The sequence below is a fragment of the Streptomyces sp. NPDC031100 genome, assembly GCF_055570785.1.
The window spans coordinates 556,920-580,300 of sequence record NZ_JBVIGN010000001.1 but is presented as its reverse complement, the minus strand read 5'-3'; the positions used below and the strand labels follow the sequence as shown (position 1 = coordinate 580,300).

The 23,381-nt window shown below is 70.2% G+C and carries 19 protein-coding genes and 2 pseudogenes; 8 read left to right on the top strand and 13 right to left on the bottom strand.

Annotated features, from left to right (window positions below; translation table 11 throughout):
* The first annotated feature begins 31 nt into the window (after positions 1–31).
* The gene (locus ACZ5DS_RS02655) at positions 32–895 is read left to right on the top strand and encodes a helix-turn-helix domain-containing protein (protein WP_468233197.1); all 864 of its coding nucleotides are present in this window, start codon (positions 32–34) and stop codon (positions 893–895) included.
* The gene (locus ACZ5DS_RS02650; protein ID WP_468233195.1) at positions 867–1,145 is read left to right on the top strand and encodes a DUF397 domain-containing protein; all 279 of its coding nucleotides are present in this window, start codon (positions 867–869) and stop codon (positions 1,143–1,145) included. Before ACZ5DS_RS02655 ends, ACZ5DS_RS02650 begins: the two co-directional genes overlap by 29 nt.
* Before the next feature lie 26 nt (positions 1,146–1,171).
* Here ACZ5DS_RS02650 and ACZ5DS_RS02645 read toward each other — a convergent pair whose 3' ends face one another.
* From ACZ5DS_RS02645 to ACZ5DS_RS02630, 4 genes are all read right to left on the bottom strand, one after another.
* Positions 1,172–3,220 carry an NAD(+) synthase gene (locus ACZ5DS_RS02645; RefSeq protein WP_468233193.1) on the bottom strand — a complete coding sequence of 683 codons (2,049 nt, stop codon included), beginning with the start codon at positions 3,218–3,220 and terminating at the stop codon, positions 1,172–1,174.
* Between the two features lie 89 nt (positions 3,221–3,309).
* On the bottom strand, positions 3,310–5,253 hold the full coding sequence (locus tag ACZ5DS_RS02640) for a S53 family peptidase (RefSeq protein ID WP_468233192.1): 1,944 nt from the start codon (positions 5,251–5,253) through the stop codon (positions 3,310–3,312).
* 210 nt (positions 5,254–5,463) lie between these two features.
* Positions 5,464–6,093, bottom strand: a complete 630-nt coding sequence (locus ACZ5DS_RS02635; protein WP_468233191.1) for a DUF305 domain-containing protein — start codon at positions 6,091–6,093, stop codon at positions 5,464–5,466.
* Positions 6,090–6,779 (bottom strand): DUF3105 domain-containing protein, encoded by a 690-nt coding sequence (locus ACZ5DS_RS02630; RefSeq protein WP_468233189.1) that lies wholly within the window; start codon positions 6,777–6,779, stop codon positions 6,090–6,092. The genes ACZ5DS_RS02635 and ACZ5DS_RS02630 overlap by 4 nt, the downstream gene beginning before the upstream one ends.
* A gap of 298 nt (positions 6,780–7,077) precedes the next feature.
* Here ACZ5DS_RS02630 and ACZ5DS_RS02625 point away from each other — a divergent pair, with 298 nt between their 5' ends.
* On the top strand, positions 7,078–8,118 hold the full coding sequence (locus tag ACZ5DS_RS02625; RefSeq protein WP_468233187.1) for an FAD-dependent monooxygenase: 1,041 nt from the start codon (positions 7,078–7,080) through the stop codon (positions 8,116–8,118).
* Between the two features lie 59 nt (positions 8,119–8,177).
* Here the strand turns inward: ACZ5DS_RS02625 and ACZ5DS_RS02620 are convergent.
* Positions 8,178–8,555, bottom strand: a pseudogene (locus tag ACZ5DS_RS02620) (ferredoxin reductase domain-containing protein); the annotation flags it as partial.
* Between the two features lie 254 nt (positions 8,556–8,809).
* On the opposite strand from ACZ5DS_RS02620, the gene glnA reads away from it, so the two are divergent.
* The 3 genes from glnA (at position 8,810) to ACZ5DS_RS02605 (ending at position 11,934) form a co-directional block, all read left to right on the top strand.
* Positions 8,810–10,171 carry a type I glutamate--ammonia ligase gene (gene glnA, locus ACZ5DS_RS02615; RefSeq protein WP_468233186.1) on the top strand — a complete coding sequence of 454 codons (1,362 nt, stop codon included), beginning with the start codon at positions 8,810–8,812 and terminating at the stop codon, positions 10,169–10,171.
* Between the two features lie 182 nt (positions 10,172–10,353).
* Positions 10,354–10,587, top strand: coding sequence for a hypothetical protein (locus tag ACZ5DS_RS02610; RefSeq protein ID WP_468233184.1), 234 nt, complete (start codon positions 10,354–10,356; stop codon positions 10,585–10,587).
* A 426-nt stretch (positions 10,588–11,013) separates the two neighbouring features.
* Entirely contained in the window at positions 11,014–11,934 is a 921-nt protein-coding gene (locus ACZ5DS_RS02605) for a right-handed parallel beta-helix repeat-containing protein (RefSeq protein ID WP_468233183.1), read from the top strand.
* An 18-nt stretch (positions 11,935–11,952) separates the two neighbouring features.
* On the opposite strand, the gene ACZ5DS_RS02600 is transcribed toward ACZ5DS_RS02605, so the two are convergent.
* From ACZ5DS_RS02600 to ACZ5DS_RS02575, 6 genes and pseudogenes are all read right to left on the bottom strand, one after another.
* Positions 11,953–12,372 carry a VOC family protein gene (locus ACZ5DS_RS02600; protein ID WP_468233181.1) on the bottom strand — a complete coding sequence of 140 codons (420 nt, stop codon included), beginning with the start codon at positions 12,370–12,372 and terminating at the stop codon, positions 11,953–11,955.
* Positions 12,373–12,391: 19 nt separating this feature from the next.
* Entirely contained in the window at positions 12,392–13,411 is a 1,020-nt protein-coding gene (locus ACZ5DS_RS02595; RefSeq protein ID WP_468233179.1) for a TolB family protein, read from the bottom strand.
* Positions 13,408–14,676 (bottom strand): MFS transporter, encoded by a 1,269-nt coding sequence (locus ACZ5DS_RS02590; protein ID WP_468233178.1) that lies wholly within the window; start codon positions 14,674–14,676, stop codon positions 13,408–13,410. The genes ACZ5DS_RS02595 and ACZ5DS_RS02590 overlap by 4 nt, the downstream gene beginning before the upstream one ends.
* A gap of 1 nt (position 14,677) precedes the next feature.
* Complete coding sequence (locus tag ACZ5DS_RS02585; RefSeq protein WP_468233177.1) at positions 14,678–15,565, bottom strand: alkaline phosphatase family protein; 888 nt, start codon at positions 15,563–15,565, stop codon at positions 14,678–14,680.
* A 107-nt stretch (positions 15,566–15,672) separates the two neighbouring features.
* Entirely contained in the window at positions 15,673–16,113 is a 441-nt protein-coding gene (locus tag ACZ5DS_RS02580; RefSeq protein ID WP_468233175.1) for a VOC family protein, read from the bottom strand.
* Positions 16,114–16,128: 15 nt separating this feature from the next.
* A pseudogene (locus tag ACZ5DS_RS02575) lies at positions 16,129–16,221 on the bottom strand (pyridoxamine 5'-phosphate oxidase family protein); the annotation flags it as partial.
* 473 nt (positions 16,222–16,694) lie between these two features.
* On the opposite strand from ACZ5DS_RS02575, the gene ACZ5DS_RS02570 reads away from it, so the two are divergent.
* Entirely contained in the window at positions 16,695–19,703 is a 3,009-nt protein-coding gene (locus tag ACZ5DS_RS02570) for a bifunctional [glutamine synthetase] adenylyltransferase/[glutamine synthetase]-adenylyl-L-tyrosine phosphorylase (RefSeq protein ID WP_468233174.1), read from the top strand.
* On the opposite strand, the gene ACZ5DS_RS02565 is transcribed toward ACZ5DS_RS02570, so the two are convergent.
* Together ACZ5DS_RS02565 and ACZ5DS_RS02560 are read right to left on the bottom strand one after the other, a co-directional pair.
* Positions 19,685–20,578: a phosphatase PAP2 family protein gene (locus ACZ5DS_RS02565; protein ID WP_468233172.1), complete on the bottom strand. Its 894-nt coding sequence runs from the start codon at positions 20,576–20,578 to the stop codon at positions 19,685–19,687. The two genes, ACZ5DS_RS02570 and ACZ5DS_RS02565, sit on opposite strands and share 19 nt — an antisense overlap.
* Positions 20,579–20,646: 68 nt before the next feature.
* Positions 20,647–21,681, bottom strand: a complete 1,035-nt coding sequence (locus ACZ5DS_RS02560; RefSeq protein WP_468233171.1) for a LacI family DNA-binding transcriptional regulator — start codon at positions 21,679–21,681, stop codon at positions 20,647–20,649.
* A gap of 380 nt (positions 21,682–22,061) precedes the next feature.
* On the opposite strand from ACZ5DS_RS02560, the gene ACZ5DS_RS02555 reads away from it, so the two are divergent.
* Positions 22,062–23,333: an extracellular solute-binding protein gene (locus ACZ5DS_RS02555; protein WP_468233169.1), complete on the top strand. Its 1,272-nt coding sequence runs from the start codon at positions 22,062–22,064 to the stop codon at positions 23,331–23,333.
* Positions 23,334–23,381: the final 48 nt, after the last annotated feature.

Genomic DNA, 23,381 nt, shown 5'->3' with positions numbered 1-23,381 from the left:
CGTTCGCGACCGGGGCAGCGGAAGGTGAGCGATGGCACGGCGCAAGGACATTGACGGCTCGATGAGCGTCCCGACCTTCTACGGCAAGGAGTTGCGGTGGAAGAGGGAGGCTGCGGGGATGTCGTTGGAGGCGTTCCTTGAGGGCAGCTTCTACGGCAAGACGTACCTCAGCGACATTGAGCACGGGGAGCGCCGGATGCCGCTCGATCTGGCTCGGCATGCGGATCGGGTGCTGGATACGGACGGGTTCTTCGAGCGGCGTTGCGAGGATGTGCGGAAGGCGCGCAGGGTCGGGCATGCCCAGTACTTCGAGCAGGTCCTGGAGGCGGAGAAGCACGCCAAGACCATCGAGGAGTGGTGCCCCAGCCTCTTCCCGGGATTGCTCCAAACCCCGGCCTACGCACGGGCGGTGGTCCTGGCGACTCACCCGCTGTCTCTCGACGACGAGGTGGGGGAGAAAGTTGGCGCCAGGATGGCGCGCGCCCAGCTCTTCGAGAGGGACCACCACACCCCGGAGTACTGGGCGATCCTGCACGAGTTGCTGATCACCGACCCGATCCTGCCGTCTCAGGATATGGCAGAACAGCTGGACCGGATCGTGGAGTTGGCCGAGCGCCGCCGGATCACTCCGCAGCTTGTCCTGCGGAAGTGCGGCACGCATCCCTTCATGACCGGCACAGCGAAAATCATGACTTTCCCTGATGCCCCGCCGCTGTTCTACACGGAGTCGCTGCACAGCGGTGACACCATCGACGATCCGGCCCTCGTGGAGGAGTACCGCAGGTCGTACGATCGGCTCAGGGCCGTCGCGCTGTCACCGGAGGCGTCCCTGGCCATGATCAAGGCAGCGGCAGAGGATTACCGAAATGGCAAGCAACCGGACCGACTTGAGTGACGCGCTCTGGCTCAAGAGCAGCTACAGCAACGGCAGCGGCGGAGATTGTGTGGAGGTAGCGAGCGACTTCCCCGGCGCCGCCCTCTGGCGCAAGTCGACCTACAGCAACGAAGACGGCGGCAACTGCGTCGAAGTCGCCGACAACATCCCTGGACTCGTCCCCGTCCGAGACTCCAAGGTCCCTCACGGTTCCGCCCTCATCCTCAGCGCCGCCGCCTGGGCCCCCTTCGTCGCCTCGCTCAAGAGGTGAACTAGGGGCCCAGGGGGCCGTCACCCTCACGCCTCCGGGATGTCGAACCGGGCCAGGTCCCGCAGCCAGGCCCGCGCCGAACTGTCCGACGGCGCCCGCCAGTCGCCCCGCGGCGACAGCGAACCCCCCGCCGAGACCTTCGGCCCGTTCGGCATGGCCGAGCGTTTGAACTGCGCGAACCCGAAGAAGCGGCGGCAGAAGACCTCCAGCCAGCGCCGGATCTCCGCCAGGTCGTACGCCACCCGCTTGGCCTCCGGGAAGTTCGGCGGCCAGGCGCCGCCCTCCGCGTCGTGCCAGGCGTGCCACGCCAGGAAGGCGATCTTCGACGGCCGGAAGCCGTAGCGCAGGACGTGGAAGAGCGTGAAGTCGTGCAGCGCGTACGGGCCGATCTTCGACTCCGTCGACTGCATCTCTTCGCCCGGCACCAGCTCCGGACTGATCTCCGTGTCGAGGATCGCGGCGAGCGTCTTGCCGGTCTCCTCGTCGAACTCGCCGCTGCTGATGACCCAGCGGATGAGGTGCTGGATCAGAGTCTTCGGCACCCCGCCGTTGACGTTGTAGTGGCTCATCTGGTCGCCCACGCCGTACGTGGACCAGCCGAGCGCCAGCTCCGACAGGTCACCGGTGCCGAGCACGATGCCGCCGCGCTGGTTGGCGAGGCGGAAGAGGTAGTCGGTGCGCAGGCCCGCCTGCACGTTCTCGAAGGTGACGTCGTACTCCGGCTCGCCGGAGGCGAACGGGTGGTTCATCTCCTGCAGCATCAGCCGTGCGGTCGGCGTGATGTCCAGCTCGGCCGCGGTGACGCCGAGCGAGTTCATCAGCTTGTGGGCGTTGTCCTTGGTGTGGTCGCTGGTGGCGAAGCCGGGCAGGGTCCAGGCCAGGATGTCGCTGCGCGGGCGGCCCGCGCGGTCCATCGCGCGGGCGGCGACGATCAGCGCGTGCGTGGAGTCCAGGCCGCCGGACACCCCGATGACCACCTTCGGGCCGCCGATCGCCGCGAGGCGCTGCTGGAGGCCCTCGACCTGGATGTTGTACGCCTCGTAGCAGTCCAGGGCGAGGCGGTCGGGGTCGGCCGGCACGAACGGGAAGCGCTCCAGGCGACGGCGCAACCCCAGGTCGGTGAGCGGCGGGTTGAGATCGAAGCCGACCGTGCGGAAGTCGCTGGTCCGCGCGCGGTGCGTACGGCGGTTGTCGTCGAACGTGCCCATCCGCTGCCGTTCCTGCCGCAGCAGGTCGAGGTCCACGTCGGCCACCGCGTACTCGTCGCCGAGCGGGAACCGTTCGGTCTCGGCCAGCAGCACGCCGTTCTCGTACACCATGGCCTGGCCGTCCCAGGACAGGTCGGTGGTCGACTCGCCGAGGCCGGCCGCCGCGTAGACGTACGCGGCGAGGCAGCGGGCGGACGCCGAGCGGCACAGCAGCTTGCGGTCCTCGGCCCGCCCGACCGTGATCGGGCTGCCGGAAAGGTTGACGAGGACGGTCGCACCGGCGAGGGCCGCCTCCGCGCTGGGCGGCACCGGTACCCACATGTCCTCGCAGATCTCCGCGTGGAGGACGAGACCGGGAAGGTCCTCGGCCGCGAACAGCAGGTCCACGCCGAAGGGGACTGCCTCGCCGTTGACGCGGATCGAGCCGCCGCGCTCGTCCGCGCCGTCGCCGATCTGCCGGCGCTCGTAGAACTCGCGGTAGTTCGGCGGGTATGACTTGGGGACCACACCGAGGATCCGGCCGCGGTGCACGATCACCGCGCAGTTGTAGACCCGGTTGCGGTGGCGCAGCGGGGCGCCGACGACCAGGACCGGCAGCAGCTCCGCCGACCCGGCCACCACCTCCTGGAGCGCCTCCTCGACCTGGTCGAGCAGCGCGTCCTGCAGCAGCAGGTCCTCGATCGAGTAGCCGCACAGCACCATCTCCGGGAAGACGGCGACGGCGACCCCCTCCCCGGCGCACCGGCGTGCGTGGCGCAGGACCGCTTCGGCGTTCGCGGGCGGATCCGCGATGACGGTGTGGCCCGTACATGCGGCGACGCGTGCGAAGCCATGCTGATAGATCGACCAGAAGTTCAACGGAGGCACCGGCCCAGTGTAATCGTCAGAGCGACGCGATGGGGGGCGTGGAGTGTTGAGTACCCCACGCCCCCTGCCGTGCCTACCGCGTCAGCGGATCAGTGACGACGGTACGACTGGACGTAGCCGTTCGCGGGCGAGCCCACGCCGGTGACGTCGTCGTAGCCCTTCACCGCGGACAGCGAGCTGTCCTTGCCGAGGCTGCGGACCGAGGTCGCGAGGCCGCCGGAGGCGTCGAGGCCGTTCACGAAGTCGATACGGGCCACCGCCAGGCCGGAGCCGGTCGGGTTGTCCGTGACGTCGTGGAAGACGCCCTTCTTGCCGTACTTGGCGTAGATCGCCGGGTTGGCGAAGCCGAGCGCCTTGCCGCCGTGCGCCTCCTGGGCCAGGGCCTGGACCGCGGCGATCACCGGGGCGGCCAGCGAGGTGCCGCCGATGCGGTACTCGCTGTACTGCTCGGTGCCGTCCGGGAAGGTCTGGGTCTGGCCGACCAGGAAGCCGGTGTTCGGGTCGGCGATGGCCGCGATGTCCGGGACGACGCGGTTGCCGGCGGCGTTGTTCGCCTTGGCGAGCGTGTCCGGGACGATGCCCTTCTGGTAGTACGGCTGCGCCACCGTCTTGCTGGTGCCGCCGCCCGCGCCCGAGGTGAACGTGCCGGGGAAGTTCGTCCAGCTCTTGCCGTCGGCCGACAGGGTCGCCTTCTCGGTGCCCCAGCCGGTCTCCCACTGGTACGTGTCGCCCTTGCCGACGGCCAGCGAGGTACCGCCGACCGCGGTCACCCACGCCGAGTTGGCCGGGGTGTCGACCTGCTTCGTGCCGGTGTTGGCGACCTCGTCGCCGTTGTCACCGGAGGAGAAGTAGAAGCCGATGCCCTGCACCGCGCCCAGCTGGAAGACCTGGTCGTAGGCGGCCGCGAGGTCCGGCGTCTGGTTGGCCTCGGTGTCGCCCCAGGAGTTGGAGACGATGTCGGCCAGGTGGTTGTCGACGATCTTGCTGAGCGAGTCGAGCAGGTCGTCGTCGTAGCAGGACGCGGCGCCCACGTAGGTGACGTCGGCGTCCGGCGCGACCGCGTGTACGGCCTCGACGTCGAGGGTCTCCTCGCCGTACCAGCCGGCCGCGCCGCACTCCTTGGTCTTGGTGTAGTTCTTCGGCAGCGCCTGGTGCAGCTGGCCGGTCTTCCAGGCCGCGTCACCGTTCTTCAGCGCGTACTTGCCCGCGTCGAAGGCGATGGTCGGCGAGGCGTACGCGTCGGTGATCGCGATGCGCACGTTCTTGCCGGTGTAGTCGCCCGCGCCGTAGGCGGCACGCAGCTGCTTGCCGGTGTAGCCCTTGATCGCGTACGGGATCTTCTGGCCGTACGCGTCGGGCAGCGTGGTCGCGATGTTCGAGCCGAAGTACGAGGAGAACGGCCCGGAGTTCTTGAACACGGCGTCCGGGGGCGGCAGCTGCTCGTCGTGGGTCGACTTGTGCGGCGCGTTGTCCAGGCCGGTGACGGTCAGGACGGCGCCCTTCAGACCGGCCGGCACCGAGGCGGTCTTCGCCGGGGCGCGGTAGGTCCTCGACCCCTTGGTGAAGTTGTGCAGCTGGGTGCCGAACGCCTTCTCGGCGGCGGCGACGTCACCGGAGACGGCGACGTAGTGCGAGGTGACCTCGGTGACCTGGAGCCCGGCCGACGTCAGCCAGGACTTGACCGCGGCCACCTGGGCCTTGGTGGCCCCGAAGCGGGCCTCGGTCTTCTTGGCGTTCAGGTACTTGCCGTACAGCGGCGAGCTGGGGTCGGACACGGCCTTGGCGTAGGCGGCGAGTCCGGCCCGGTCCCGGCCGGCCAGGTACACCCGGGCCTTGACCTGCGCGTTGTCGGCCGTGGCACCCTTGTCCGCCGTGGCCGTGGCCCAGGCGGGCTTGGTGCCCGCCAGCGCGTCACGGGCCGGGGTGTCCGCGGCGTGCGCCGCGGGTATGCCGAGCGCCAGAGCACCGGCGATCATGGGCAGTGTCGCTGCCATGCTCACACCGGCGCGCGCCTTGGCACGGTTGGATCTCATAGAACCCCCTGCGATGCGGTTCGCATGCATGTAGTGGTCGGTACGTCGTGGATCCCGGCGCGGGCCCGCGGCGGCGTAGGCCCGCGAATGGATCACACGATGGGGGCCACTCTTTCGATGAACCGTTCATGCCAGGGGAACGTGAAAGTCAAGAGAAGCTCAAGTAACCGTAAGGTGGGGCGATTTGTGCCTTTCATCCTTACAGCGGTGTTACGAACGGGGTTGCGCGCCCCGTTCCTTGAGCATGCCGGCCATCCGCTCGATCTCCGACTGCTGCGCGTCGACCATGCCCTGCGCGAGCCGCTTCTCCACCCCGACGGTGCACTTCGCCACACAGCCCTCGGCCATGTGGATACCGCCCTTGTGATGGTCCGTCATCAGCTGGAGATAGAGGATCTCCGCCTGCTTCCCGCTCAGCGACCGGAGCTTGTTCAGCTCGGTGTTCGTGGCCATGCCCGGCATCAGCGCGCCGTCCTTGCCGGAGGCCATGTCGCCCATGCCCATCCAGGTCATCGGCGACTCGGCCGACACCTTCGGCAGCTCCCACAGATCCAGCCAGCCCAGCAGCATCCCGCGCTGGTTGGCCTGCGTCTGCGCGATGTCGTAGGCGAGCAGCCGCACCTCTTCGTTCTTCGTACGGTCCCGCACGATGTACGACATCTCGACGGCCTGCTGGTGGTGGACGGCCATGTCCCGCGCGAACCCGGCGTCGGCCGACTCGGCCGCGGGCGTATTCGGGCCCGATCCGCCGTCCTCGGCGACCGCGTACGTGATCGCCCCGGCCGCGACGAGCACCGCCGCCGCGGCGCCCGCCACCCAGCCGATGTGCTGCCGCCTCACTTCATGACCCCGCCGGTGCAGGAGGCACCCGGCTCGGGCGTCTGCGGACCGTTCACATAGGCGGCGAAGAACTTGTCCACCTCGGGGTCGCTCGCGCTCTTCACCGTCACCTGGTGGCCCCAGGCCGACAGGATCAGCGGGGCGTCCTGGTTCTCGTACGGGCTCATCAGCGAGTACGGCGTCTTCTTCACCTTGGCCGTGAGCGCGTCCACGTCGGCCTTGCTCGCCTTGTCGGTGTACGTCACCCAGACCGCGCCGTGCTCCAGCGCGTGCACGGCGTTCTCGTCCTGCACCGGCTCGGTGTAGACGTCGCCGTTGCAGTTGAGCCACACCGGGTTGTGGTTGCCGCCGACCGGCGGGTGCATCGGGTACGACACCTTGGTCGTCACATGCGTCCGCGCCAGCTTGCCGGACCAGGTCTGCACCCCGTCCTTGCCGGTGGTGAAGTGCCCGGAGTCCCCGGAGGAGCCCTTGGCGTCGCTGCTCGCGGTCGAGTCGTTCTTGCCGGAGTTGTCCGACTGCGAGTGCACGAGCACCACACCGCCGACCACGAGGCCGACGACGACCACGGCACTCGCGGCGATGGTGAGCACCCGGTTGCGGCGCTCGCGGGCACGTTCGGCGCGCCGCATCTCCTCTATGCGCGCCTTGCGCGCCGCGTTGCTGCTGTTCTTGCCGGAACCCATGAGGCGTGTCCTTCTGGGGGAAAGAGACGGGGACGGTGAGGCTCGCTGATCGTAATCCGCGGGGTGCGCTCTTCCGCAGGGAGGGCACGACAAACGGAGAAGCTGAACCCGGAATGCGCATTACCTACCCTCGCGGTACCCGGCTGCCGCGCTCCACCGACCTGGCCCTGCGGATCCTCTGGGCGCTCGGCCGCGTGGCCGAAAGTTCGCTTGATCAACAACGTCGGCCTCATGAAAGCTGAGGCCTCCGCATGTCGACAAGTGGATCGACAAACGGATCGACAAACGGGGGAACGTGATGAAGATCCTGATCTCCGGCGCGAGCGTCGCCGGACCCGCCCTGGCCTGGTTCCTGCACCGCGACGGCCACGAGGTGACCGTCGTCGAGCGCGCCCCGGCCCTGCGCGACAGCGGCTACGCCGTCGACTTCCGGGGACCGGCCTTCGAGGTGCTCGAGGAGCTGGGCATCCTGGAGGAGGTCCGCGCGCACGCGACCGGGATGACCGGCACCGACCTGCTGGGCGCCGACGGCGACCGCGTCGGTGAGCTGCCGGCCGAGACCTTCGCCGGGGAGCTGGAGGTCCCCAAACGCGCGGTGACCCGCATTCTCCACGAGCACACGGCTCAGAGGGTGCGCTACGTCTTCGACGACTCGATCAACCGCCTCGAACAGGACGCGAACGGCGTCCGGGTCGGCTTCGAGCGGGCCGAGCCGGACACGTACGACCTGGTGGTCGGCGCCGACGGGATCTACTCCGTGGTGCGCCGCCTGGTCTTCGCCCCGCACTCCGAGGCGATCCGCCACCTCGGCCTCTCGGGCGCCGGCTTCAGCTCGCCCAACCATCTCGGCCTGGACCACCGGGGAGCGCTGTGGCAGTCCGACGGCCGGTCGGTCTACACGTTCAGCGCGGCCGACCCGGACCGGGCGGCCGTCAGCCTGTCCTTCGCCAGCGACTCCCCGGCACTGGACCTGCTGGACCGTGCGGAGCAGGAGCGCGTCATCCGTGACCGGATGGCCGGCGCCGGCTGGCTGGTGCCCCGCCTCCTGGAGGACATGTCCGCCGCGACCGACTTCTACTTCTCCTCGGCCTGCCAGGTGCACCTGGACCACTGGTCCGAGGGCCGCGTGGTCCTGGTGGGTGACGCAGGCTACTGCGCCGCACCGACCTCCGGCATGGGCACCTCCCAGGCCCTGATCGGCGCCCGGACCCTCGCCCGCCACCTCGCAGCCTGCGACGACCACGGCAAGGCCTTCGCCTCCTACGAGCAGGATCTGCGCCCGTACGTGACCAAGAACCAGGAGATCGGCCGCGAGGGGGCACGCCGCTTCGGCGCGTGACGGCCCTGTGCGGTTCTGGTTCTGTGCCGTTCTGGTTCTGTGCCGTTCCAGGCATGCGTGGCCGGCCACAGATCGGGCCCGAACACCTCGTAGTGGATGTCGGCCGAGGCCACGCCCTTGCCGATCAGCTGGGTCCGTACCGCGCGCATGAAGGGCAGCGGGCCGCACAGGTACGCGCGCGTGCCGGCCGCCACGGCGATGTCGGCCAGGTCGACCAGGCAGGCGCCCGGCCTGGCGTCACGCTCGTAGAAGAAGTGCGACGAGGTCGCCGTACGGCTCGGACAGCTCCAGGACGTCGCCCTCCCGCACGCGCGCGTGCGGGAGGTTTCGACACCTCGCCGTCGGGCGGTGCGCCGTCGTGCACGCGCTTTGACGCCGAACTGCCGGACCGCCTCGCCCGGAGCCCCGGAGAGGCTGTACTGCCGTATCCGCCGGGCCCGCTCCTGCTCTCCTCGCACGCAGGAAGCGGACCGGAAGCGGATCGCCCATTACGGATGTCGGTGCGAGCAGGCAAGATGGGCGACAGAGCAGTACACCTGCGGTACGAGAGGCGTTCAGGCCGAGGACGCTCGGGCGATCAAGGTCCGCAACGCGCACGAAACGGTGTTGTGGTGTGATGCTCGGGTGCCCGACCGTCTTCCGGTGGCACTCGGGATAGGCGGCCTGACCAGCAAGGATGGGGAAGCGGAAGATGGACAAGCAGCAGGAGTTCGTGCTCCGGACCTTGGAGGAGCGCGACATCCGGTTCGTACGCCTGTGGTTCACGGACGTGCTGGGCTTCCTCAAGTCCGTGGCCGTGGCCCCCGCCGAGCTGGAGCAGGCCTTCGACGAGGGCATCGGCTTCGACGGCTCCGCCATCGAGGGCTTCGCCCGGGTCTACGAGTCCGACATGATCGCCAAGCCGGACCCGTCCACCTTCCAGGTCCTGCCGTGGCGCGCGGAGACTCCCGGCACGGCCCGCATGTTCTGCGACATCCTCATGCCGGACGGCTCCCCGTCCTTCGCGGACCCGCGCTACGTGCTCAAGCGCGCCCTGGCCCGCACCTCCGACCTGGGCTTCACCTTCTACACCCACCCGGAGATCGAGTTCTTCCTGCTGAAGGACCGCCCGCTGGACGGCAGCCGTCCCACCCCGGCGGACAACTCCGGCTACTTCGACCACACCCCGACCAACGTCGGCATGGACTTCCGCCGCCAGGCGATCACCATGCTGGAGTCCATGGGCATCTCGGTCGAGTTCTCCCACCACGAGGGCGCCCCCGGCCAGCAGGAGATCGACCTCCGCTACGCCGACGCGCTCTCCACGGCGGACAACATCATGACGTTCCGCCTGGTCATGAAGCAGGTGGCGCTGGAGCAGGGCGTGCACGCGACCTTCATGCCGAAGCCTTTCTCCGAACACCCGGGCTCCGGCATGCACACGCACCTGTCCCTCTTCGAGGGCGACCGGAACGCGTTCTACGAGTCCGGCTCGGAGTACCAGCTCTCCAAGGTCGGCCGCTCCTTCATCGCGGGCCTGCTCAAGCACGCGGCGGAGATCTCCGCGGTCACCAACCAGTGGGTGAACTCCTACAAGCGCATCTGGGGCGGCTCCGAGCGCACCGCCGGCGCCGGCGGCGAGGCCCCCTCGTACATCTGCTGGGGTCACAACAACCGCTCGGCCCTGGTCCGCGTCCCGATGTACAAGCCCGGCAAGACCGGCTCCGCGCGCGTGGAGGTCCGCTCCCTCGACTCCGGCGCGAACCCGTACCTGGCCTACGCGCTGCTGTTGGCCGCCGGCCTCAAGGGCATCGAGGAGGGCTACGAGCTCCCGCCGGGCGCCGAGGACGACGTCTGGGCCCTCTCGAACGCCGAGCGCCGCGCGATGGGCATCGAGCCCCTGCCCCAGAACCTCGGCGAGGCCCTCACCCTGATGGAACGCAGCGACCTGGTCGCCGAAACCCTCGGCGAGCACGTCTTCGACTTCTTCCTGCGCAACAAGCGCCAGGAGTGGGAGGAGTACCGCAGCGAGGTCACGGCGTTCGAGCTGCGGAAGAACCTGCCGGTGCTGTAGGCGCAGGTCAGTGGGTGTCCCGCCGAAACGACGCGACGGGGCCGACGGTCGTGGACCGTCGGCCCCGTCGCGTCTCACCGCTCCTGGGCCGTGTCTTCCGGGCCCAGGGGGGTGCGGGGGTGCCTCACCCGCTCGGATGCGCTCGACGAGCGGCTGCGCGGGAGGGTGTGCATCGTGAGCTCATGATCACTACACCTCTCGCCAAGAAGGCCGTTTCCCGGATTCCGCGATCATTCGCGGTGAGTGCCGCCGTGGGCATCGCGTGTGCGGCGGGGATGGCAACTGCCACATCCGCCGCGGCCGCGACGCCCGCCACGCACGTCGCCACAAAGGCCGCCCCAGCCTACGGCCACGGCGGCGGGGACGAAAACGCGTGCGGCGACGGCATCCTCGACCTCCTCAACTTCTGCAACTGACGGACAACCGGCGGCAGTTCCTGCCCGCCCATCACACAACCGCACACGGAAGAAGTCCACCCATCCACCCCCTGGGCGGTCAGGAACAGAGGCAGGATCCCTCTCCCTGACCGCCCTGCCGACCGCAACCGAAGCGTGCGCCCACTGTTCCGGCCGGGCTGGTCAACGTCACTTCCTGCCGCGTCTCACTACGCCTGGGCTGCCGTCTGTGAGCCATGCCGGTCATTGTTTCCGACCGTCCGGGGGCATGCCGGCTCACCTCCGGCGCCCCGTCCGCCCCGGGAGGGCACCAGTTCTTCCGAGCGTGGGCGCTTGGGCCGCCTGCGGGAGAACGACAGCGGGGCAGGGCCGGCGGGCGTGTCCCCGCACATGGACGGGAGACGACGGATGCTCATGCGAGGAGCTCGGGCGGTGTGGCACCGGGGGATGCCGACGGCGGTGGTGGCGGCGATGGCGGGGGCGGCCGGCCTGGCCGGGGCGGCGCCGACCGCGGCCGCCCAGATCACCGTGGTGAACTGTCCTGCCGACGACCTGCAGGGTGCGATCGACAGCGCTCCGTCGGGAGCAACGCTGGTGGTGAGGGGAACCTGTGTCGGCAACTTCGTCATCAACAAGGACCTGACCTTGACAGGCCAGGGAAGCGCGGTCCTCGACGGCGCCGGAGCCGGATTCCGCACGGTGAGGGTTGCCAACAGTTCCCAGGTACGGATCGTCAGGCTCACCATCACCAACGGCGAGGCCGGCGGTGTCGAAAACGAAAGCGGAAGCACGCTGGTGCTGGACCACACCACGGTGAGCGGCAACCACATTCTCAGCTCCGCCGGCGTGGGCGCCGGCATCCAAAATGGCGGTGTGCTGCAGCTCCGCAATTCCACGGTGAGCAACAACAGCATGAGCGAGAACACCTCCGGCTTCGGCGGCGGCATCGACAACACCGGCACGGCGACGCTGGACCACTCCTCGGTGAGCGGCAACACCATCAGCAGCATCGGCGGCTTCGGCGGCGGCATCAGCAACCACAGCTTTGGCGTGCTCACGCTGACGGACTCCCCGGTGCAGGGCAACACGGCGACCCTAGGCGGCGGCATCTTCAACAACGGCACGCTGACAATGACCCGCACCACGGTGCAGCGCAACACGGCGTTCCAAGGCGGCGGTATCTACAACCAAGCCACAGCAACGCTGACCCGCTCCACGGTGCAGCGCAACACCGCGACCGGCGGCCCCGGCAGCGGCGGAGGTATCTACAACCTCTCTGGCACAGTGGCGCTGAACGGCAGCACGGTACGCAACAACGTCCCGGACAACTGCGGCGGGCCGGTCCCCGTCCAAGGCTGCACCGGCTGACCCGGGCCGGCGGGCCGGTCAGCGGATCGGCTCGCCGATGCCCATCAGGTTGCCCTCGCTGTCCCGGAACCAGGCGGCGCGCTCGCCCCGGGCGCCCTTGCTGGGGTAGTTCCCCTCGATCTCGGCGATGCCGTCCCGCGTGCGCATGCCGGGCAGGTCGACCTCCTCGAAGGCCACCCCGCGCCGCCGCAGCTCCGCCACGACCGCCTCGATGTCCTCGACCTCCCAGGCCATCTGCGTGAAGGTGCCCGGAGACGACCCCGTCGACCGGAACACGACGAAGTCCGTGCCCCCGCACCGGTACAGCAGCCCGCCGGGGCGTTCGTCGACCGGCTCCAGGCCGAGCACCTCGGCGTAGAAACGGCGCGCGCGGTCCAGGTCCTGGGCGGGCAGCCTGGTCGCGACCCGGCCTCGGGCCAGAAGGTTCCTGTCGTCCATGTCCCTACTGTGACCGCGTTCAGCGCAGATACGCGGGAGACACCGCCGCCGTACTGATCCGTCGCGCCCGCCCCGACCCGTCCGCCGGGACCTCGTACAGGTCCGCGCCGTAGTCGCCGGGCAGGGCGTACACAATCGTACGGGCGTCCTTCCACACCGCCTGGTCGTCCACGCTCCTCGGCTCGGCCAGCGGAGTCTCGCGCATCGTGCGCAGGTCGAGGACGTACAGATGCCAGGGGGCGTCCTTGGGCAGGCCCTTGACCCGCTTCTTGTAGGCGATGCGGGTGCCGTCGGGGGAGAGGGACGGGCATTCGACGTTCGGGTGCAGGGTGGTGACCGTGCGCGTGCGCAGGTCGCCCCGGACCAGATAGGTGCTCCTCTTGGTCCCCAGCGTCGCGTAGAACGTGCGGTCGTCCGAAGCGAACGTCACGCCCCAGAAGTTGGCGTCCGCCGCACGGTACGGATGACCGTCCTTGACGATCCGGAAGGCCTCCAGGGACGGGATCAGCTCACCCGTGCGGGTGTCCACGATCGCTGCACGCGTGGAGAAGTTCGTACCGGCGTACGAGTCACCGCCCACGAACGCCGTCCAGGCGGCGAAGTGCCCGGTGGGGGAGACCCGGGCACGGGAGGGGATGCCCGGGACGTCGTAGCGATCCCGAGTACGCAGGCGGGAGTCCAGGATCAGGGCGCGGTAGGTGTCCGAGACCGGGCCGTGCACCGCCTGCAGGCACACTCCGGTGCCCGAGGCGGCGTAGAACCGCAGGCACTTGACGCCCGAGGCGGTGCGCGGTCCGGACGGATCGTCCGCCGGGACCGTCGTCAGCTCATCCCGGTGCGGGCCCCACGCCATGTTGCGGAACACCATGCGGCCGTGCCCGGTCAGGGCCACCGTGCCCGCCGTGACCTTCGGGCCGCCCGCCTGCGTGTGGTCGCGGCGGTCCGCCCGCGCCGACGCGTGCAGGACGGACGCCACCCCGACCGCCGCCAGCGCGGTGACGGCCGAGAGCAGGATCAGGATGCGGGTGCGTACGGTCATGCGGTGACGGTGCCTTTCGGGCGGACGACGAGTGAGAAGACTGCACAGGCGACCAGCGCCCCCGCCGCCCCGGCCAGCGCCGCACGGTCGCCCCACACCGTCCAGGCCGCGCCGAACAGCAGCGAGCAGGCGAACCGGGCCAGCGCCTGCCCGGTCTGTACGACGGCCAGACCGGACGAGCGCAGCGCCTCCGGCACGCCCTCCGAGGCGGCTGCCATCAGCACCCCGTCGGTGGCCGCGTAGAAGCCGCCGTGCAGGGCCAGGACGAGGTACGGCAGAGCCGTGCCGTGCCAGGAGGTGAGCAGCAGCGCGTACGCGACGAGCAGGGCTCCGTGACCGGCCAGGAAGACGGTCCACCGGCCCACCCGGTCCGCGAGCCGGCCGAGCGGGATCGCCAGCAGCAGGAACGCGGCCGCCGTGCCGAGCGGCAGCAGCGCGAACCAGCGGTCGGGGACCCCCAGGCGCCGCTGCAGCAGCAGGTAGACGAAGGAGTCGCTGACCGTGGCCAGGCCCAGCAGCAGGGCACAGACGGTGATCCGGCGCAGGTCGCGGCGGCGGAGCAGTCCCACGGCGGCGCGCACGGTGGGACGAGCCTCCTCGGCCCCCTGCTGACGACCGCCCGGCACGAAGAGCACCAGCACCAGCACCCCGAGCACGGCCACGCAGAAGCTGACGGTGAACACCGCGTCGTATCCGTCCACCGTGGCCCGCAGGATCAGGAACGCCACCAGCGGCCCGAGCAGAGCACCCGCGGTGTCCATCGCCCGGTGCACTCCGAAGGCGCGCCCCCGGTTCTCCGGCGTGCTGGACAGCGAGATCAGCGCGTCACGCGGGGCCGTGCGCAGCCCCTTTCCCGTGCGGTCGGCGGCAAGGACCAGCCCGATGGGGGTGAGCGAGTGGGCGACCAGCAGCAACGGCTTGCACAGCGCCGAGATGCCGTAACCGAACCCGGCCACCCACTTGTGCCGTCCGCCGCCCCGGTCGGCGAGGTGCCCGCCGGCCAGGCGCACGAGCGCCGAGAAGCCGTTGTAGATCCCGTCGAGCAGTCCGAAGCCCAGCGGCGACAGGCCGAGCCCCGCCACCAGGTAGAGCGGGAGCACCGCGGTGACCATCTCGGACGACACGTCGGTGACCAGGCTGACGGTGCCGAGGGCGATCACCGTAGGGGCGACCACGGCGCGGCGCCGCCCGGCCGAAGACCGGGCGGCACCGTCCGCGGACGCCGGCGCACTCGGGGTGCTGGCGCGGCTGTCCGCTACGTACACGTCAGGGCGCCCAGACGCCGGTGATGTCCTGGGCGGAGGCCGCGTTGCCCGCGTGGGTCGTCAGGCCCTGCGTGTCCTCCAGCGTGCGCAGCAGGTCGTAGTGGTTGTACGTCGTGGAGGAGCTGGACCCGGCCGCGACCGGCTGCCCGTACAGCACCGTCGGGATGCGGTTGCCGCTGAGCCGGTTGTCCTCGTCGAAGGTGACGACGAGCAGGCTGTTGTGGGTCTTGGCCCAGGTGGCGTAGGCACCCAGGTTGTTCTTCAGCCAGGTGTCACCGGTCGACACCGAGCAGTCGTGCATGTCGCTGCACAGGTTGGGGACGACGAACGACATCTGAGGCAGCGTCGAGTAGTCGGTCGGGAACTGCGCGAACGTCTTGGCGCTCGACGTCGGCACGTTGCTGAAGGCGAACCACGGGTTGTGCTTGCGCGCGTACTTGCCGCTGCTGCACGTGGTCGAACCCTGGCTGGGAAGCGACTCGTTGTAGCTGGCCCAGGTGCGGCCCGCGGCAAGCTGCTCGGAGGCCAGGTTCGCGGCCGAGGAGAAGCCCGGGGTGTAGCAGCTGTCGTCCGTGATGCCCTGGGTGGAGCCGGAGAACAGCGCGAGGTAGTTGGGCTGGCTCGGGTGGGTGATGGCGTAGGACTGGGTGAGGTTGGCGCCGCCGGACTTGAGCGAGTTGATGTACGGGGCGCTGGAGGAGCCGATGACCTGGCTGTAGGCGTGGTTCTCGAAGACCACGACAACCACGTGGTCCGGGCTGGGGACGGCGCCCGCGGCGTGCGCGGTCTCACCACCGAGCCCGGTCCACACGCCGAACGCGGCCGCGGCGAAGGCCGCCGCGGACGCCACGACCGTGCGGGCACGGCGGTATACGGAACTGCCGGACACATCAACCTCCGGGGAGAGGGGCGGGGTTGGCGGTGCGGACAGAGCATGCGCACGCCGATATTCCCCCGTCCCACGTCACTCAACCCGGCGGATGAAGACCACGTGAACTACTCGTCCCGGTGGGCCAGTCCGGCGAGCACCTGATGCAGCGGTTCAGTGGCCCGCCGCTTGTACTCCTGGATGGCCCACCCGTTCCCGTCAGGGTCCTTGAAGTACATGAAGGTGGCCCCGTCCTGAGGCGCGAACTGCACCGGCTCGCTCACCTCGAGCCCTCGCGCGGTCAGTTCCTCGTACGCGGCCTTGGCATCCGTCACGCACAGCTGCATCCCGTGATACGTCCCCGGCCGAGGCGTCCCCGTAGGCACCTGCAACCCGTCGACAAGGGCGATGGAACACCCGGACCCGGGCGGTGTGAGCTGCACGATCCGCACGCCCTCCATCACCTCACCGTCGAGGTCCACGTGAAATCCCACCTTGTCCCGGTAGAACTCCTTGGCCCGGTCCACATCGGACACGGGCAGCAGGATCACTTCGAGCGTCATCTCCATGAACCGACTCCTTCGTCACCGCAACCGCCACCGCGTCCGGCTGAACGGCTCCCCCTTACCGAAGCCGAAAACGGTGTCCGGTGCCACCGAAAGCACGAAAGTCCGCCCGGCCCATGGCGAGGGTTTCGCCCCTCGAGGCCGCAGCCGCGCACGGCGGGAAGGGGACGTGTCGGGTGGTGTCCGCCCGCAGCGGCCGGCGCACACTCCGACCACCCCTCAGCAAACCGTCCGCCGGACCGAGGACGGACACCACCCGACGCGGCCCCGACTCACCCACCCCTCTGGGCGCAACCGAACCGACCACGCACCCGAGCAGGCCGCCGCAGGCACGGGCGCACCCCAGCACGCACCCGAGCAGGCCGCCGCAGGCACGGGCGCAGCCGACCACGCACCCGAGCAGGCCGCCGCAGGCACGGCCGCAGCCGACCACGCACCCGCACAGGCCGCCGCAGGCACAGGCGCACCCCACCACGCACCCGCACAGGCCGCCGCAGGCAACCGCACCCGAAGCCACCAGAGCCACAACCGCCCTCTCCGGTTAGGCTCAGCCCAGGACGACCGAGATCCAGGGGAGGCCGCGGATGACGCCGGGGCGCAGGAGCAGCACCTTCACGCGACTGCTGCGACACGGCTTCACGGACCCGTCCGCAGCCGAGCGGCTCCTCGACAGCGCAGAGCTGGCCCCGGTCCGGGACGACCCGGTCCTCCTGGAGGCCCTGGGCGCCACCGCCGACCCCGACCTCGCCCTGCACGGCCTGGTCCGCCTCCTGGAGGCCCAGCCCGCCCCCACGGCCCGCCGCGAGCTGCTGGACACCCTGACCGCGGCCAAGCCCCTGCGCGACCGCCTCCTCGGCGTCCTCGGCGCCTCCGCCGCCCTGGCCGACCACCTGACCCGCCACCCGAGCGACTGGCACGCCCTGGTCATGTACGAGCCCAGGGACCTGCACCCCGGCGTGGAGGAGTTCGAGCGCGGCCTGGCCGAGGCCACCGACCCCGTCTCCCTCCGCGTGGCCTACCGCCGCTGCCTGCTGTCGATCGCGGCCAGAGACGTGTGCGGAACAACGGACGTCGCGGAGACCGCGGCCGAACTGGCAGACCTGGCGACCGCCACCCTCCGCGCAGCGCTGGCCATAGCGCAGGCGGCCGCCCCCGCCGACACCGCAGCCTGCCGCCTCGCGGTGATCGCGATGGGCAAGTGCGGCGGCCACGAGCTGAACTACGTCTCGGACGTGGACGTGATCTTCGTAGCAGAGGCCGCCGAAGGCGCAGACGAGGGCAAGGCCCTGAAGTCCGCGACAAAGCTGGCCTCGCACATGATGCGGATCTGTTCGGAATCCACGATCGAGGGCTCGATCTGGCCGGTCGACGCCAACCTCCGCCCCGAGGGCCGCAACGGCCCCCTCGTCCGCACCCTCAGCAGCCACCTCGCCTACTACCAACGCTGGGCCAAGACCTGGGAGTTCCAGGCACTCGTCAAGGCCCGCCCGGTAGCCGGGGACATCCCCCTGGGACAGGCGTACGTCGACGCGCTCGAACCCCTCGTCTGGAAGGCGGCCGAACGCGAGAACTTCGTGGCCGACGTACAGAAAATGCGCCGCAGGGTCGTGGAGAACATCCCCGCAGCCCACATCGAACGCGAACTCAAACTGGGCCCGGGCGGCCTCAGGGACGTCGAATTCGCGGTCCAGCTCCTGCAGTTGGTGCACGGCCGCACCGATCTCTCCCTCCGCAGCGGCACCACCCTCGACGCCCTCCAGGCCCTCGCCGCAGGGGGCTACGTAGGCCGCGAGGACGCCGCCCGCCTCGACGAGGCGTACCGCTTCCTGCGCTCCATGGAGCACCGCATCCAGCTCTACCGGCTGCGCCGCACCCACCTCGTCCCCGAGGGCGAGGCCGACCTGCGCCGCCTGGGCCGCTCGCTGGGCCTGCGCACGGACCCGGTGGTCGAGCTGCTGCGCGAGTGGCGGCGGCACACGGGTGTCGTCAGCCGCCTGCACGAGAAGCTCTTCTACCGCCCGCTGCTCGCCGCAGTGGCCCAACTGGCCCCCGGCGAGGCCAGACTGAGCGCGGAGGCGGCCCGCGAACGCCTGGTCGCCCTCGGCTACGCCGACCCGGCCGCGGCCCTGCGCCACCTGGAGGCCCTCGCCTCCGGCGTGACCCGCAAGGCGGCCATCCAGCGCACCCTCCTGCCCGTCCTCCTCGGCTGGTTCGCCGACTCCGCGGACCCGGACGCGGGCCTGCTCAACTTCCGCAACGTCTCCGACGCCCTCGGCAAGACCCCCTGGTACCTCCGGCTGCTCAGGGACGAGGGCGCGGCGGCCGAGAACCTGGCCCGCGTCCTGTCGGCGGGCCGCCTCGCCCCCGACCTCCTCATGCGCAACCCGGAGGCGGTGGCCCTGCTCGGCGACGGCACCACCGGCACGGGCGGCGGCCTGGAGCCGCGCGACCGCGCCCAGCTGGAGCAGGAGGTCCTCGCCGCGGTGGGCCGCGCGGAGAACGCCGCGCAGGGTGTCACCGCGGCCCGCGGGGTCCGCCGCCGCGAGCTGTTCCGCACGGCGGCCGGGGACATCGTCTCCTCCTACGGCACCGAGACCAGCCCCGCCGAGCCCGACCAGGGCGCCCTGGTGAACCGGGTCGGTGCCGCGGTCTCCGACCTGACGGCGGCGACCCTCGCGGGCGCCCTGCGCGCGGTGGTCCGCGACGGCTGGGGCGACACCCTGCCGACCCGGTTCGCGATCATCGGGATGGGCCGCTTCGGCGGCCACGAGCTGGGCTACGGCTCCGACGCCGACGTGCTGTTCGTGCACGAGCCGCAGGACGGCGTGGCCGAGCAGGAGGCCGCGGAGGCCGCGAACAAGGTCGTCGAGCAGATGCGCCGCCTGCTGCAACTGCCGAGCGCCGACCCGCCGCTGCTCATCGACGCGGGCCTGCGCCCCGAGGGCAAGTCCGGGCCGCTGGTGCGCACCCTGAAGTCGTACGAGGCCTACTATCGCCGCTGGTCCCTGGTGTGGGAGTCACAGGCGCTGCTGCGGGCCGAGCCGGTCGCCGGGGACGAGGACCTGGGCCGCCGCTTCACCGAGCTGATCGACCCGCTGCGCTATCCGGAGCGTGGCCTGGGCGACGACGCCGTCCGTGAGATCCGCCGGCTGAAGGCGCGCATGGAGGCCGAGAGGCTGCCGCGCGGCGCCGACCCCAGGCTGCACACCAAGCTGGGCCCCGGCGGTCTGTCCGACGTCGAGTGGACCGTCCAGCTGATCCAGATGCGGCACGGCTGGCACGAGCGCAGCCTGCGCACCACCCGCACCCGCGAGGCCCTGGCCCACGCCCACGCGGCCGGCCTGATCGCCGCCGAGGACGCGGCCGTACTCGACGAGGCCTGGGTGCTGGCCACCCGGGTGCGCAACGCGGTCATGCTGGTCCGCGGCCGGGCGGGGGACACCTTCCCCACGGAGCCCCGCGAGCTGGCGGCGGTCGGCCGCTATCTGGGCTACGGCGCCGGGCACGCCGGGGACATGCTGGACGCCTACCGCCGTACGACCCGAAGGGCGCGCACGGTCGTACAGGACCTGTTCTACGCGGACGGGAGCTGAGCTTCCACGCGGTCGGGCGCCGCTCCGGCGCGCCGGCCCGGGCTCAGCACCAGCCGCGGCAGACCATACGGCAGGCTCCCGTACCAGAGCCGGGCCACTGCGAAACCGAAGGCCAGGCACAGGACGCCGCCCACCGCGTCCAGCCAGAAGTGGTTGGCCGTGGCAACGATCACCAGGAGGGTCGTCGCCGGGTAGAGCAGGCCCAGCACCCGCACCCACGGCACGGACGCCAGCGCGAAGATCGTCAGCCCGCACCACAGGGACCAGCCGATGTGCATCGAGGGCATCGCCGCGTACTGGTTCGACATGTGCTTCAGGTCGCCCGAGGCCATCGAACCCCAGGTGTGGTGCACCATGACCGTGTCCACGAAGTGCCCGCCGTTCATCAGCCGGGGCGGGGCGAGCGGGAACAGGTAGTAGCCGACCAGGGCCACGCCGGTGGTGGCGAACAGCACCATCCGGGTCGCCGCGTAGCGGCCGGGATGCCAGTGGTACAGCCACACCAGAACACCCAGCGTGATGACGAAGTGCAGGGTGGCGTAGTAGTAGTTCATGCCGATGATCAGCCAAGTCACCGAGTTCACGGCGTGGTTGACCGACCCTTCGAGCGCGATGTCCAGCTGGTGCTCGAGACGCCAGACCCAGTCGGCGTTGCGCAGCGCCTTCCCCTTCTGCTCGGGGACCGCGTTGCGGATCAGCGAGTAGGTCCAGTAACTCACCGCGATGAGCAGGATCTCGAACCACAGCCGGGGCCGACGCGGGCGGCGCAACCGGTGCGGGGAAACCCGCGAACCCTCTCTGTCCTCGCCCGTGACGGCCTGCGGAACGGCCACCTCCTCGCGACCTTCCGGTTCTGTCACGGTCGAGTCACTCATAGGCACAGAGTCTGCCAGAAAAGGCTTCCTCGCCAGATCATCCCAAGGTTGGGTCCACCCCGCACGTTCTACGACATACGGAGGACATTCGGTGCCGAAGCGGTCGAACCGCGCACCACCAGCTCCGGCATGAACACGAATTCGCTGTGCGGCGCCGGCGTCCCGCCGATCTCCTCCAGCAGCGTGCGCACCGCGGCCTGGCCCATCGCCGGGACCGGCTTGCGGACCGTGGTCAGCGGCGGGTCGGTGAAGGCGATCAGCGGGGAGTCGTCGAAGCCCACCACCGACACGTCCCGCGGCACCTCCAGACCCAGCTGCCGGGCCGCCCGTATCGCACCGAGCGCCATCATGTCGCTCGCGCACACCACGGCCGTGCACTTCCGCCCGATCAGCGAGGTCGCGGCCGCCTGGCCGCCCTCCAGGGTGTACAGCGAGTGCTGGATCAGCTCGGTCTCGACCGTCTCGGCGGCCAGTCCCAACTGGTCCTGCATGACGCGTACAAAACCCTCGATCTTGCGCTGCACGGGCACGAACCGCTTCGGGCCGAGCGCCAGCCCGATCCGGGTGTGGCCCAGCGACACCAGGTGGGTCACCGCGAGCGTCATCGCCGCCCGGTCGTCGGGGGAGATGAACGGCGCCTGCACCTTCGGCGAGAACCCGTCCACCAGGACGAACGGCACGCCCTGCGCCCGCAGCCGCTCGTAGCGCTGCATGTCGGCGGTGGTGTCGGCGTGCAGCCCGGAGACGTAGATGATCCCCGCCACCCCGCGGTCCACCAGCATCTCGGTCAGCTCGTCCTCCGTCGACCCGCCCGGGGTCTGGGTGGCGAGCACCGGGGTGTAGCCCTGCCGGGTCAGGGCCTGGCCGATGACCTGGGCGAGGGCCGGGAATATCGGGTTCTCCAGCTCCGGGGTGATCAGGCCCACCAGGCCCTCGCTGCGCTGTCGCAGCCGTACCGGACGCTCGTAGCCGAGCACGTCCAGCGCGGCGAGCACGGACTGGCGGGTGGTGGCGGCGACGCCCGGCTTCCCGTTGAGGACGCGGCTGACGGTCGCTTCGCTCACCCCCGCCTGCGCAGCGATGTCCGCAAGCCGTGTGGTCACGCCACTGGACTGTACCGGCCGCACCTCGCCTTGCACACCGACGGGACGCCGTGCGCGGGCGGCGGCACGGCCTGCCGTGGATTGCTGCGTCATCGCGCTCCCTCGAGTTCGTGGTGGCAAGAGCTTGCAGAGTCTTGCACAAGTGTCCCCTGCCCGCCCCATCGGCTTCAATGCCCGGTTGCGCGGCGGTCGAGAGCTGGTCACGAGGACGTAACCATCGTCGCTCCTTGCACTTTTTTTCTGCAAGGTCTTTCGCAACGCTTACATCGCTGTTACGTTCCAGTCGCCCGGCGGCCGCAACGGCGCAGTCGGCAAGACCGCGGGGACAGCGGACGGGACCGCTCCCTGCATCACACGGGCTTAACCCTCAAGGAGAACTCATGCGGCGTGGCATAGCGGCCTCCGCGCTGGTGGCGTCCCTCGCCCTGGCGGCGACGGCGTGCGGCGGTGGCGACAGCGACAGCAAGTCGGACGGCCCGGTCACCATCACCTGGTGGGACACCTCCAACGCCACGAACGAGGCGCCGACGTACCAGGCCCTGATCAAGCAGTTCGAGGCCGCCAACAAGGACATCAAGGTCAAGTACGTCAACGTCCCCTTCGACCAGGCGCAGAACAAGTTCGACACCGCCGCCGGCTCCAAGGGCGCCCCCGACGTGCTGCGCTCCGAGGTCGGCTGGACCCCGGCCTTCGCGAAGAAGAGCTACCTCCTGCCGCTGGACGGCACGGACGCCCTCGCCGACCAGGCCAAGTTCCAGCCGAACCTGATCAAGCAGGCCCAGTACGAGGGCAAGACCTACGGCGTGCCGTTCGTCACCGACACCCTCGCCCTGGTCTACAACAAGGCCCTGTTCAAGAAGGCCGGCATCACCGAGGCCCCCAAGACCTGGGACGAGCTGAAGTCCGACGCCGCCAAGATCAAGGACAAGGCCAAGGTCGACGGCTACTGGGGCTCCACCGCGGCCTACTACGCCCAGTCCTTCCTCTACGGCGAGGGCACCGACACCGTCGACGCAGGCGCCAAGAAGATCACGGTGAACTCGGCCGCCGCCAAGAAGGCCTACGGCACCTGGCTGAGCCTGTTCTCCGGCAAGGGCCTGCACAAGGCCGACACCACCGCCGACGCCTACGCCCACATCCAGGACGCGTTCGTCAACGGCAAGGTCGCCGCGATCGTCCAGGGCCCCTGGGAGATCACGAACTTCTACAAGGGCTCGGCCTTCAGCGACAAGTCCAACCTCGGTATCGCCGCCATCCCGGCCGGCTCCACCGGCAAGGCGGGCGCCCCGACCGGCGGCCACAACCTCTCGGTCTACGCCGGCTCCGACAAGGCCCACCAGGCCGCGGCGCTGAAGTTCGTGCAGTTCATGACCTCGGCGAAGTCCCAGGAGACCATCGCCCTGAAGAACTCCACGCTGCCCACCCGCTCCGACGCCTACACCGCGCAGGTCAAGGCCGACCCCGGCATCGCCGGCTACCAGGGCGTCCTCTCCGCCGCCCAGCCCCGCCCGGCCCTGCCCGAGTACAGCTCCCTGTGGGGCCCGCTGGACATCGAGCTGCCCAAGGTCGCCGGCGGCAAGGAGTCCCTGGACAAGGGTCTGAGCAACGCCGAGGTGGCCATCACCAAGCTGGTGCCCGACTTCAGCAAGTGAGCCCGCGTGGCCGTCGGATCCTCCTGAGGGGGAAGGATCCGACGGCCA

What these genes read in the sequence shown, in the direction of transcription:
- ACZ5DS_RS02605 (WP_468233183.1), top strand. Translation starts at nt 11,014, where the DNA reads ATGCCGACGGCGGTGGTGGCGGCGATGGCGGGGGCGGCCGGCCTGGCC.
- ACZ5DS_RS02650 (WP_468233195.1), top strand. Translation starts at nt 867, where the DNA reads ATGGCAAGCAACCGGACCGACTTGAGTGACGCGCTCTGGCTCAAGAGC.
- ACZ5DS_RS02580 (WP_468233175.1), bottom strand. Translation starts at nt 16,113, where the DNA reads ATGGAGATGACGCTCGAAGTGATCCTGCTGCCCGTGTCCGATGTGGAC.
- ACZ5DS_RS02555 (WP_468233169.1), top strand. Translation starts at nt 22,062, where the DNA reads ATGCGGCGTGGCATAGCGGCCTCCGCGCTGGTGGCGTCCCTCGCCCTG.
- ACZ5DS_RS02630 (WP_468233189.1), bottom strand. Translation starts at nt 6,779, where the DNA reads ATGGGTTCCGGCAAGAACAGCAGCAACGCGGCGCGCAAGGCGCGCATA.
- ACZ5DS_RS02610 (WP_468233184.1), top strand. Translation starts at nt 10,354, where the DNA reads ATGATCACTACACCTCTCGCCAAGAAGGCCGTTTCCCGGATTCCGCGA.
- ACZ5DS_RS02600 (WP_468233181.1), bottom strand. Translation starts at nt 12,372, where the DNA reads ATGGACGACAGGAACCTTCTGGCCCGAGGCCGGGTCGCGACCAGGCTG.
- ACZ5DS_RS02570 (WP_468233174.1), top strand. Translation starts at nt 16,695, where the DNA reads ATGACGCCGGGGCGCAGGAGCAGCACCTTCACGCGACTGCTGCGACAC.
- ACZ5DS_RS02625 (WP_468233187.1), top strand. Translation starts at nt 7,078, where the DNA reads ATGAAGATCCTGATCTCCGGCGCGAGCGTCGCCGGACCCGCCCTGGCC.
- ACZ5DS_RS02640 (WP_468233192.1), bottom strand. Translation starts at nt 5,253, where the DNA reads ATGAGATCCAACCGTGCCAAGGCGCGCGCCGGTGTGAGCATGGCAGCG.
- glnA (WP_468233186.1), top strand. Translation starts at nt 8,810, where the DNA reads ATGGACAAGCAGCAGGAGTTCGTGCTCCGGACCTTGGAGGAGCGCGAC.
- ACZ5DS_RS02595 (WP_468233179.1), bottom strand. Translation starts at nt 13,411, where the DNA reads ATGACCGTACGCACCCGCATCCTGATCCTGCTCTCGGCCGTCACCGCG.
- ACZ5DS_RS02565 (WP_468233172.1), bottom strand. Translation starts at nt 20,578, where the DNA reads ATGAGTGACTCGACCGTGACAGAACCGGAAGGTCGCGAGGAGGTGGCC.
- ACZ5DS_RS02655 (WP_468233197.1), top strand. Translation starts at nt 32, where the DNA reads ATGGCACGGCGCAAGGACATTGACGGCTCGATGAGCGTCCCGACCTTC.